Source organism: Candidatus Protofrankia californiensis, from assembly GCF_900634765.1.
Taxonomy (GTDB): domain Bacteria; phylum Actinomycetota; class Actinomycetes; order Frankiales; family Frankiaceae; genus Protofrankia; species Protofrankia californiensis.
This window is the reverse complement of record NZ_CAAAFT010000392.1, coordinates 924-11512: the sequence shown is the minus strand read 5'-3', so window position 1 is coordinate 11512 and position 10589 is coordinate 924. Positions and strand designations below refer to the sequence as shown.

The following is a 10589-nucleotide window of genomic DNA, read 5'->3' as shown; positions in this document are numbered from 1 at the left end:
GCCGAAGACGACGATCCTGCCCATGATGGGTGCTCCGCTCGACAGGACCGGCGCATGATTGCCGGTCGACGCCGCGAACGGTAGCGGGCGATACCACAGTTCCCGCAACGATAGTCACGTACCTTGGCCAGCGTGAGCCAGTCACTGGACCCCGACATGTTCGCTGGATGCGAGACCGATACCGTGCCGGTGCGCATCGGCGGCAAGTGGACCGTGAAGATCATCATTTGTCTGAAGGCCGGTCCGAGACGCTTCTCCGAACTCCAGACGCCACTGCGAGGCATCACGCCGAAGGTGCTCACGGAATCGCTGCGGGCGCTGGAGCGCGACGGGTTCATTATGCGAACCGCCCATGCGGAGATCCCGCCCCGGGTCGAATACGAACTGACCCCGCTCGGCCGGACGCTGTTCGAACCGATGGCGGCCTTCTGTGACTGGCGCCGGGCTCACCTGTCCGAACTACTCGACGCCCGCGAAACATACGAACATCGCGTGCCGACAGCCTGATCGCCACGATCACCGGGTCGGTGTGACGCGCGTGGTCGCCTCGAGGACACCCGGTACGCTACTGACGAATCGGATGATCTAATGAGCCGCAACAGACGAGATCGAGATAGGCGGGTTCCGTCGTGAGCTACACACTGCAGTGTCCGAAGTGCCGCGGGGTGATGCGAACCTACAACCGCAGCGGCGTGCAGATCGAGCAGTGCGACAGCTGTCGAGGCATCTTCCTCGACTACGGAGAGCTGGAGGCTCTCAGCCGGCTCGAGGCGCAGTTCAGTCAGCCCGCGCCTCCCCCACCGCCCCCGCCGCAGTACGTACAGCCCGCATGGGGCGCACCGCACGTCGGTCACCACGGCGGGCACGGCCATCACGGTCACCATGGGCACGGCAACCACGGCTTCGCAAGGCTGTTCTTCTCCTCCTGACAGGCCATTGTCGCCAGGCAGGTCTGTACCAGGCAGATCTGTACCAGGCAGGTCGGGCGACAGCCGGCGGCGTTGCCAGCCGTGTTCGTGCCGTTTCGAGCAGCGCTGCTGGCGCGCCGCGCAGGACAGCCAGCGTGACGCAATTCATCGTCCGGACGGTCCGCTGAAAGAAAGATCCACGACAGGGATCCCGGATTCCCGCGACAGGGCTCGAACCTGACCCGAGGTCACTCGGTGAACGGAACCGTCGTGTCACGCTCGACAGCGAGATCTGTGCCGGCCGTACCGAGCAAGGCGTTCACGCGCATGACCGCCTGTGTTTGAGTTGCCGTCGACCGTCGGGGTCACGCTCAAGGAAGCTGGCGCCGGCAACGTCGACGACTTGCATACGGCGAGGAGCGGGACGAGGAGCGGGAGCTATGACTGCGGTAAGTGCTGGTCAGGTTGAGTTCGACGCCTTCGATCCCGTCCACCGTGCCGACCCGTATCCGGTCTACCGGCGGGTCCGGGAGGCGGCGCCGCTGTGTCCCTTCCTCCTCGGCGATGTACCGGTGACCGTGGTGACCCGCTACCACGACTGCGAGACCATCCTGCAGAGCCCGGACTGGGTCCACGGCTACGACGCCGGGATCAGCCCGTTCCGGGAGGGGAACGCGACGGCTCCCCGTTCCTTCCTGCGGATGGACCCTCCAGATCACACCCGGCTGCGCGGGCTGGTCAACAAGGCGTTCACCCCGCGGATCGTCGGAGCGCTGGCCCCCACCATCCACCAGCTGGCCGGGCGACTGGTCGACGAGGCGCTGGCGGCCGGCACGATCGACGTCATCCACGGCCTGGCCGCTCCGGTCGCGAGTGCGACCATCGGTCATCTTCTCGGGGTGTCGCAGGACGCCGGCGCCGCGCTGCGCGGATGGGCGCTGGCGATCGCCCGAGGTACGGATCCGGACCACCTGCTGTCGGCCGAGGAGATCGCCAGCCGGACGAAGGCCACCCACGACTTCCAGGCGTACTTCCGGGAACTCATCAACGAAAGGCGGCTGCGTCCGACCAAGGACCTGCTGGGTCTGCTCGCGAGCGCGGAGGAACGCGGGGACGTCCTGACCGAGGCCGAGCTGCTCGGCATCTCATCGCTGCTGGTGGTGGCGGGGATGGAGACGAGCATCAACTTCATCGGTAACAGCGTGCTGTCCCTGCTCCGGCATCCCGACCAGCTCGCCGCGCTGCGCGCCCGACCCGAACTGATCTCCTCCGCCGTCGAGGAGGTGCTGCGCTACGACCCGCCGACGCAGTTCACCCTCAGGACCGCGCACACCAGGACCGAGGTCGCCGGCCACACCTTCGCGCGCGGGGACGGTGTGGTGCTGGTGAGCGCGGCGGCCGGCCGGGACCCGGCCGTCTACCCCGACCCCGACCGTTTCGACATCACCCGGTATCACGGGCCTCAGCCGGCCCGACGCCACCTGGGCTTCAGCGTCGGCATCCACTTCTGCCTGGGAGCGCCTCTCGCTCGTATCGAGGCGGAGGCCGCGGTCGGAGCGCTCGTCCAGCGCACCACGACGATGTCGCTGGCCACCGACGCCGACAGCCTCACCTACCTGCCCAGCCTCATCCACCGCGGACTGACCTCGCTCCCGCTCACCCTGTCCTGATCCGAAGATCCGCACGTGATGGTCATCGCCGAAAATTCGTCCGGGGTCTGTCGGCGCGGGCCGGTGTCCGTGGCGGGTCCGCGGCAGGTCCGGATCACGGAAGGCGGGAAAGGCCAGCTGTCGCGGATGGCGCGGCGCCCACTGATCGACGTTCGAACCTGTGGAACCTGTGGAGCTGGACACACCAAAGACTGTGGGTAAGTTGTGCCCAGCCTTCCACTTTGATCAAGGATCAGGGTCCTGGCCCCTGGAGGCTTGGGCCTCCGACAGCGCGAGAAAAACATGATCAATCGGTCTTCGGCCCTCTGATCTGGGCGGATGCTCCCGCGACAGGACTCGAACCTGTAACCTGCCGGTTAACAGCCGGACGCTCTGCCAATTGAGCTACGCGGGACCGCGGTGCTCCAAGCGATGACGCTGGGAGCACCTGACTGGGCAAGGTTACCTGAGGTTCGCGCGGATGGTTCAGCGGGGTAGTAAACACGAGGTCAGCTGGCCGGTCGGCCGTCCGTGGGCCGATGATCGGGCAGGATGGCCATGATTACAGGCATCCTGTCCGTCATCACCCGGCTGGCCGAAGCGAGCGTGATCATGGTGTTCCCGCGCCCGCGGAAGTCAGCGGACTACACAGTGACCGAAGTGAGCGCGACCATGAGTGTTCTCGCGCCCGCGGAGGCCAGGAGATTGCACAGCGGCACCGAGCGGGAGGCAGTATGCACTTCAGACCCGGTTTTATCGTCGGCTTCGGGCTCGGCTACCTGCTGGGTGCACGTGCGGGCAGGGAACACTATGACGCGATCATGCGTCAGGTACGTGAGGTCCGGGAACGTCCGGAGGTGCAGAGTGCGGCAGGGGTCGTCTCGGCCCAGGCGGGCAGCCTGCTGGAGAAGGCCCGCCGGACGTTTGCAAGCGTCGCAGGCCGAGGCGAGCCGTCCTCGCCGACCACCGGGACCTTCGTCGGCACGGTTGGGGCCCACAGCCCCAACGGCTCCGGCGCGATCCGCACACCCTGACGCCGCGGCCCGGCCGCAAGTCCGCGTCCGGTTCGCCCTGACGACAGGCGTGAGAGCGACAGGTGTGGGAGAAGTGACGGGCATCGGACGTGGTGCGTAACGGCGTGGGACATGGCGCGTAACGACGCGCGGGCGGCCGCGCTGTCCGAGGTGATCGACCTGCTGGGCAGACGGCACGCGCTACCGGTCTTCTGGATCCTGCGGGAGGGACCGGCTGCGTTCCGCTCCCTCGTGACGCGTGTGGAGGCTGCCGAGTCGCATCTGTCCCAGCGGCTGCGTGAACTGCGCGAGGCCGGGGTCGTCGAGGTGGACGAGGCCGGCGACTACCGGCTCAGCGTGCACGGGCGGCGCCTGCAGGGTGTGCTCGAGCCCCTCGACGCCTGGGCGCGGGACTGGGCCCGGCTCGGCCCGCGTGGGCGCGTCCCGCGAGGATCGGCGACCCGTGGCCGCGGGGAACTGTGATCGAACCTGCCCCAGCCGGGTCGGATTGCGCGGGCTCGACGGACTGCGCGGGCTCGACATACCGGCATTTTCGTCCCGGAAGTATCCGCTCGTAATATCGTCTTCCGTGGTAATCACCGGACCCGTCGTCACCCGGGACCATCCGTCCAAAGTCGATCTTCCGCGGCTCCGGCTCGGTGCTCAGCCGCAACGCCTCCTCATGACCCTGCTCGGCGACTACTGGCAGGGGCGCAAGGAGCACATACCGTCCGCGGCACTGGTGCGTCTGCTGGCGGACTTCGACATCTCAACGGTTGGTGCGCGTGCGGCGTTGAGCCGGCTCGCGCGCCGTGGGCTGCTGGAATCCTCACGGGTCGGCCGCAACACCTACTACGGTCTGACCAGCCAGGCAACCGAGGCATTACAGGACGGCGCCGCACGCATCCTGTCGTTCGGGCAGTCCCGCGCCGGCTGGGACGGCCGGTGGGTCGTCGCCGCCTTCTCGCTCCCGGAGGAGCAGCGTGACGTCCGGCACGCCGTTCGCAACAGGCTGCGCTGGCTCGGTTTCGCTCCCCTGTACGACGGCATGTGGGTGTCTCCCTGTCCGGTGACGGATGCGACCATCCGGGTGTTCGCAGAGCTCGGCGTGCCCAACGCGACGGTCCTGGCGACGGTCGAGGGGGCCGTGGCAACGAGCCCCAGACGGCCGATCGAAGCCTGGGACCTGACCGATCTGCGGTCTCGTTACGAGGACTTCATCCTCACCCACACCCCCCTGCTCAGGCGGATCAGGGCCGCTGACGTGGGTTCGTCGGAGTCGCTGGTGGCCCGGACAGCGGTCATGGACGCCTGGCGGCGTTTCCCCGGCCTCGACCCCGACCTGCCGCTGGACCTGCTTCCGCCCCAGTGGCCGCGGGTCCGGGCACACGCGGTCTTCGCGGAGATATACGACGCGCTCGCGCCGTTCGCCGTCGACCGGGTGCGCCAGGTGATCCTTTCGTTTGCCCCGGACCTTGCCGGCCTCGTCCACCATCACACCGCCCGCCAGCCCACGACCTGCCAGCCCGCGGCCACCGTGCCGTCATACGGTACGTAGGTGAGCCTGTTCGACGCCGGGCTCGAGCAGACCCTCGCGACGTCGGGTCCCCTCGCGACCCGGCTGCGTCCCCGGACCCTCGACGATCTCGTCGGGCAACGCCACCTGCTCGGCGCGGGCAGTCCGCTGCGGCGCCTGGTGGAAGGCGGCGGCACCACCTCGGTCCTGCTCTGGGGGCCGCCGGGCAGCGGTAAGACGACGCTCGCGCACATCATCTCCGGCTCCGGTGGGCGCCGGTTCCGTGAACTGTCCGCGGTCACCGCCGGTGTCAAGGACGTACGGGCGGTGATCGACCAGGCGCGTGACGCGCTCGCGGTTTCCGGCGTCCGCACGGTCCTGTTCATCGACGAGGTGCACCGTTTCACCAGGACCCAGCAGGACGCCCTGCTGCCCGCGGTGGAGAGCGGGCTTGTCACCCTAGTCGCCGCCACCACCGAGAATCCGTTCTTCTCCATAGTGGCACCGCTGCTGTCACGGTCGCTGCTGCTCACCCTGGAACCGCTCGCCGAGGACGACCTGCGCGTCCTGCTCCAGCGGGCGCTCGACGACCAGCGAGGTTACGGCGGCCGGCTGACGATGGACCCTGACGCGGTCACCCATCTGCTGCGCCTGGCCGGTGGCGACGCCCGCCGCGTCCTGACCGCGCTGCAGGCCGCCGGCGACGCCGCTCTTGCCGCCGGCGACGCCGCTCTTGCCGCCGCGGCGGCGGATCCCGGAACGGGTGCGCATCCGGAAACGGGTGCGGGAAGCGGCAGCGGGTCGGGGGAGGGTCGCGCACCCGTCTGTGTCGATCTTGCGACACTCGAACAGGCGGTGAACCGGGCCGCGGTGCGCTACGACCGCGACGGCGACCAGCACTACGACGTGGCGAGCGCGCTCATCAAGTCCGTGCGCGGCAGCGATGTCGACGCCGCACTTCACTATCTGGCCAGGATGCTGGAGGCGGGAGAGGATCCCCGGTTCGTCACCCGCAGGATGATCATTTTAGCCAGTGAGGACGTGGGCCTGGCCGAACCCGGAGCGCTCGGGGTGGCCGTGGCCGCCGCCCAGGCACTGGAAACGGTGGGCCTGCCCGAGGCTCGGCTTGCCCTTGCGCAGGCTGTGATCCATCTCGCGTTGGCGCCGAAGTCCAACGCGGTCATCCGGGCCGTCGACGCGGCCGTCGCCGACGTCCGCGCTGGACGTGGTGGTCCTGTTCCGCCTCATCTGCGGGACACGCACTATCCGGGCGCGAGCCGGCTGGGCCACGGAAGTGGCTACCGTTACCCCCACGACTACCCAGGTGCCGTCGTGGGTCAGCAGTACGCCCCCGACCCGCTGGTGGGATCGAGCTACTACCAGCCGAGTGAGCACGGGTTCGAACTGCGGGCCGGCCAGCGGCTTGCGTTCCTGCGCGAGACCCTTCGCGGCACCGGCGAGTCGGCTGCTGCCCGTGGCGAGCCGGCTGCTGCCCGTGGCGAGCCGGCTGCCGCCGGTGGGGAGTCGACCGGGGCGCGTGCAGATGTGGACGAGCCGTCAGGGGCGAGTGACCACGAAGCCGGTCGCGCTCGGTAGGGTCACTCCAGGAACGTCGAGTTCGACGCTGTGTCGACCGTTACTCGGAGGGCCGTGGGGCGCTGTCCTCCGGTGCTCGGGGGACCTGGGCCTCCGGCGGCGCGGGAGAAGCATGATCGCGCCACCGTTGGCCCTTCAGGAGGCCACCGTCGCGGTGCCGGTGCAGCCGGCGCGAGGCTTTGGTCTCTAAAAGTACTGAAAGTTCGGTCACGCAGTTTGGTCACGAAGGTACGGCCGGGCCACGGCCCATGACAGCGGAGGCAGAGCACACATGTCCGGTGGTGCGATCGCGGGACTGATCGCGGCGGGGGCGTTCTCCGTGCTCGTCCTGTTCGGCTGCTACGTGTTGTTCAAGCTTGGGAAGATCTTCGACGAGGCGGCCGCTCGGGTCCGCCAGACCGGCTTGGCCATTGACGAGGGCACCGCACGCGTGCGGCAGGCGGGCGCGACCGTGGACGAGGTGAACCAGGCTCTCAGCCATGTGAACAAGGAACTCGACCGGGTCGACGCCATCACGGCGAACGTGCAGACGATTTCGACGAACATCTCCTCGCTCACGTCGCTGTTCGCGGCGACGGTCGGCGGCCCGGTCGTGCGGGTCGCGGCGTTCTCGTACGGGGTCCGGCGCGCGGCGGCCAAGAGGACCCACGCCGACATCGAGTCACGGATCACGGCGGAGATCAAGGCGGACCGTGCGACGAAGCGGGCCGCCCGGCGCGCCGGCTCCGGTGCGTCCGCGGCACCGGCGGCCGGAGCTCGCGGAGCCGGCCCCGAGAGCAGGAGTGCGTGATGCCGCGGATGTTCTACATCGCGCTCGGCGCGGCTGCGGGCGTGGTGACCGTCCGGCGCGCCGCTCGCGCCGTGTCCACCCTCACTCCGCAGCACCTTGCCGGGTCCCTCGTAGAGTCGGTGCAGGATTTCCTGGCCGACGTCCGGGAAGGGATGGCCGAGCGGGAGGATGAACTTCGTCAGGCTCTCGGGCTCGATGACGCGGGCGACGTGGACGGCGCGGCTGACCCGGGTGGTACCGGTGACACCGGCGGTGGCCCGCACGGCGCCGCCGACGCCCCGGGCATACCCAGTGCCCGCTCCGCGTGAGTGCGCTCAGGCGGTGGCCTGGGGGGCGCTGACCTGCCCTGGCGTACCCCGGTGACCCGCCGGACGGGGGTACACGTCGGTGTCGACGTGGGCACGGTCAGGGTAGGAGTCGCCGCCAGCGATCCTGAGGCGAGGATCGCCTTCCCGGTGACAACATTACGGCGTGACACCCGGATGAATCGCGATCTTGATGAGATTGCAATGATTGTGCGGGATCGTCGTGCCGTGGAGGTCGTCGTGGGTCTTCCGACACGGCTGTCCGGCCTTCAGGGGCCGGCGGCCCGGCAGGCCCAGGCGTACGCCGATCTCCTTGCGGCACGTGTCGCTCCTGTTCCGGTGCGGCTTGTTGACGAGCGGATGACTACGGTTGTGGCTCATCGTCGGATGGCCGAGCGTGGCATGCGCGCGCGGGACCGTCGTGCAGTCGTAGACCAGGAGGCAGCGGTGCAGATCCTGCAGTCCGTCCTGGACATCCCGCGTGACGCGGGGGCGTCCGACGCCGCAGCCACCCGGCGTGGGCCGGATCGCCGCGCGGACAGCACGTGATCGAGGACGACCTCGACGAGCTGCTCGATGACGCGTCAGACAGCCAGACGTCGCACAGCAGACGGCACACAGGGCGCGGCCGAGGCAGCCACAGCCGTCGGCGGCATGGTGCCGCATCCAAGCTTATCGCGATCCTGGTCATAGTGGCCGCGATCCTCTGTGGCGGAATCTACGGTGCGGGCAAGGTGATCGGGCGCATCTCGGCCGGTGAATCGGCAGTCGACTACGCCGGACCCGGTGACGGGTCGGTCATCGTCCAGATCCAGGCCGGGTCGACCGCCCGCGACATCGCCCGGGTGCTGGCATCCGCCGAGGTCGTGCGGACACCGGCCGCCTTCGTCAACGCGGCCGCGGCCGACGAGCGGTCGCGTTCCATCCAACCCGGCTTCTACAAGCTCAAGCAGCATGTGCGGGCGGTCGACGCGCTGGCCGCGCTGCTCGACGTCAAGTCCCACACACTGTTCCGGCTTACCATCGCCGAGGGCATGACCACCAGACAGGTGCTTACGGCGCTCGCGGACCGTACCGGCCAACCGCTCTCCGCGTTCGAGGAGATCGTGAAGAATCCGGGCGAACTCCAGCTGCCGTCGTACGCGGCCGGGGTCGAGGGTTACCTGTACCCCTCCACCTACGACCTGCGGCCGGGCGCGTCGGGAACCGCCACGATCAAGAGTTTCGTGGACAAGTTCAAGGCGGAGACGGCAGGTCTCGGCATCGAGACGGGTGCGGCCGCGCTGGGCCGAAGCCCACAGGACATCGTGACGGTCGCCTCCATCATCGAACGTGAGGTGAAGAACCCGGACGAGGGGCCGAAGGTCGCGCGGGTCATCTACAACCGGCTCGCCGACACCTCCGGGCGTTTCCGCCGCCTCGACCTGGACTCGACCACCCGGTACGCCCTCAACGAGTACGAGGGCCCGCTGACCCAGAGCCAGCTCGCCGCCAACAACCCCTACAACACGCGCAAGGTGCCGGGCCTGCCGCCGGGAGCCATCTCCAATCCGGGGAAATGGGCGCTGGAATCCGCCCTGCACCCGGCCGCCGGCCCGTGGATGTACTTCGTGTCACTGCCGAAGTCGAACGTGACGATCTTCGCGACGACGGACCGGGAGTGGCAGGACGCGCTTGCGCGCTACCGCGCCGAGGGCGGCACATGACCAGCTCGGGTGCCCGGCCGCGGGCAGCCGTCGCGGGAATGCCGATAGCGCACTCACTATCACCAGTTTTGCACCGTGCGGCATATCGCGCTCTGGGGTTCGACTGGGACTACACGGCTGTCGAGTGCGACGAGAGCGCGCTCGGCGACCTGATCGCGCGGGTGCGTACCGAACCGGGCTGGGTCGGCCTGTCGCTCACCATGCCGCTCAAGACGAGCGTCCTGGCATTTCTCGACCGGATCGACGACACCGCCGCGGCCGTCGGCGCCGTCAACACCGTCGTCGTCGAACGGGACGCAGTCGACAGTGAGGATGTCGACACGGATGGTCCCGGCGCGAACGCCGACAGGCCGCTGATCAACGGCGTCCGCTCGGCGAGCGGGCCGTCCGGGGGGGTCGAGAGCCGGACAGGTGCTGCTCGGCGGCATTTCGGGCCCGTCCACCTGGCCGGCTTCAACACCGACGTCACCGGAACGGCACACGCCGTCACAGTGGTTCTCGGGAACGGGACACCACCACGCAACCCGCTCGTCCTCGGGGCCGGGGGTACCGCACGGGCCGCGCTCGCCGCGCTCGCCGCGCTCGGCGCCGAACGGGTCGACCTGCTCGCCCGCCGGCCGCCGGCCGCAGCCCCCCTGGTCGCTGTCGGTGCCGCACTCGGGCTTGCCGTCACCGTCCATCGGTGGGACACCTCCGGTACGGGGTCGTCTGTCGGGTGCCCGGACCCGGCGGGATTCCTCGGCGCCGCCGACGTCGTGCTCGCGACCGCTCCGGCCGGTGCCACCGACGACCTCGCGCGCCGGCCGTGGCCTGCCTCGACTGCCCTGGTCGAACTGCTCTATCACCCGTGGCCCACCCGTCTCGCCGCCGCCGCGCAGGCAGCCGGAGCTCCGGTCGCCGGCGGGCTGGTCGTGCTGGCGGCTCAGGCAGCCGGCCAGGTGCGGCTGTTCACCGGCGCCGAGGTGGACATGGACCTGCTCCTGGACGCGGGCGAAGCCGTCCTGGCGGCACGGTGATGAGCGTCCTGCCGGCCGTATCCGCAAGCGTCCTGCAGGCCGTACCTGCCATGCCGGCCACGTCGGTCACGTCGGTCACGTCGGCCACAC

12 protein-coding genes and 1 tRNA gene are annotated in these 10589 nt (G+C 69.3%); 12 read left to right on the top strand and 1 reads right to left on the bottom strand.

Annotation, left to right across the window (positions count from 1 at the left end; genetic code table 11):
* The first annotated feature begins 156 nt into the window (after positions 1-156).
* The 3 genes from DD1DGNOD_RS20175 to DD1DGNOD_RS20165 all read left to right on the top strand — a co-directional run bounded on the left by DD1DGNOD_RS20175 (position 157) and on the right by DD1DGNOD_RS20165 (position 2578).
* Entirely contained in the window at positions 157-507 is a 351-nt protein-coding gene (locus tag DD1DGNOD_RS20175; protein WP_131768094.1) for a winged helix-turn-helix transcriptional regulator, read from the top strand.
* Between the two features lie 122 nt (positions 508-629).
* Complete coding sequence (locus DD1DGNOD_RS20170; RefSeq protein ID WP_206443325.1) at positions 630-929, top strand: zf-TFIIB domain-containing protein; 300 nt, start codon at positions 630-632, stop codon at positions 927-929.
* Between the two features lie 419 nt (positions 930-1348).
* Complete coding sequence (locus tag DD1DGNOD_RS20165) at positions 1349-2578, top strand: cytochrome P450 (protein WP_131770821.1); 1230 nt, start codon at positions 1349-1351, stop codon at positions 2576-2578.
* Between the two features lie 321 nt (positions 2579-2899).
* On the opposite strand, the gene DD1DGNOD_RS20160 is transcribed toward DD1DGNOD_RS20165, so the two are convergent.
* A tRNA-Asn gene (locus tag DD1DGNOD_RS20160) sits at positions 2900-2972 on the bottom strand.
* A 319-nt stretch (positions 2973-3291) separates the two neighbouring features.
* On the opposite strand from DD1DGNOD_RS20160, the gene DD1DGNOD_RS20155 reads away from it, so the two are divergent.
* From DD1DGNOD_RS20155 to DD1DGNOD_RS20115, 9 genes are all read left to right on the top strand, one after another.
* Positions 3292-3591, top strand: a complete 300-nt coding sequence (locus tag DD1DGNOD_RS20155; RefSeq protein ID WP_131768054.1) for a YtxH domain-containing protein — start codon at positions 3292-3294, stop codon at positions 3589-3591.
* Positions 3592-3702: 111 nt separating this feature from the next.
* Positions 3703-4053, top strand: a complete 351-nt coding sequence (locus DD1DGNOD_RS20150) for a winged helix-turn-helix transcriptional regulator (RefSeq protein WP_131768053.1) — start codon at positions 3703-3705, stop codon at positions 4051-4053.
* Positions 4034-5128 (top strand): PaaX family transcriptional regulator, encoded by a 1095-nt coding sequence (locus DD1DGNOD_RS20145; protein WP_346434358.1) that lies wholly within the window; start codon positions 4034-4036, stop codon positions 5126-5128. The genes DD1DGNOD_RS20150 and DD1DGNOD_RS20145 overlap by 20 nt, the downstream gene beginning before the upstream one ends.
* Positions 5129-6682, top strand: coding sequence for a replication-associated recombination protein A (locus DD1DGNOD_RS20140; RefSeq protein WP_131770820.1), 1554 nt, complete (start codon positions 5129-5131; stop codon positions 6680-6682).
* Positions 6683-6953: 271 nt separating this feature from the next.
* Positions 6954-7472: a DUF948 domain-containing protein gene (locus tag DD1DGNOD_RS20135; RefSeq protein WP_131768052.1), complete on the top strand. Its 519-nt coding sequence runs from the start codon at positions 6954-6956 to the stop codon at positions 7470-7472.
* Positions 7472-7780: a hypothetical protein gene (locus tag DD1DGNOD_RS20130; RefSeq protein WP_131768051.1), complete on the top strand. Its 309-nt coding sequence runs from the start codon at positions 7472-7474 to the stop codon at positions 7778-7780. Before DD1DGNOD_RS20135 ends, DD1DGNOD_RS20130 begins: the two co-directional genes overlap by 1 nt.
* A gap of 51 nt (positions 7781-7831) precedes the next feature.
* Positions 7832-8326, top strand: a complete 495-nt coding sequence (ruvX, locus tag DD1DGNOD_RS20125) for a Holliday junction resolvase RuvX (RefSeq protein WP_131768090.1) — start codon at positions 7832-7834, stop codon at positions 8324-8326.
* Positions 8323-9483, top strand: coding sequence for an endolytic transglycosylase MltG (gene mltG / locus DD1DGNOD_RS20120; RefSeq protein WP_131768050.1), 1161 nt, complete (start codon positions 8323-8325; stop codon positions 9481-9483). The genes ruvX and mltG overlap by 4 nt, the downstream gene beginning before the upstream one ends.
* Positions 9480-10499, top strand: a complete 1020-nt coding sequence (locus DD1DGNOD_RS20115; protein WP_131768049.1) for a shikimate dehydrogenase family protein — start codon at positions 9480-9482, stop codon at positions 10497-10499. Before mltG ends, DD1DGNOD_RS20115 begins: the two co-directional genes overlap by 4 nt.
* The last annotated feature ends 90 nt before the right edge of the window (positions 10500-10589 follow it).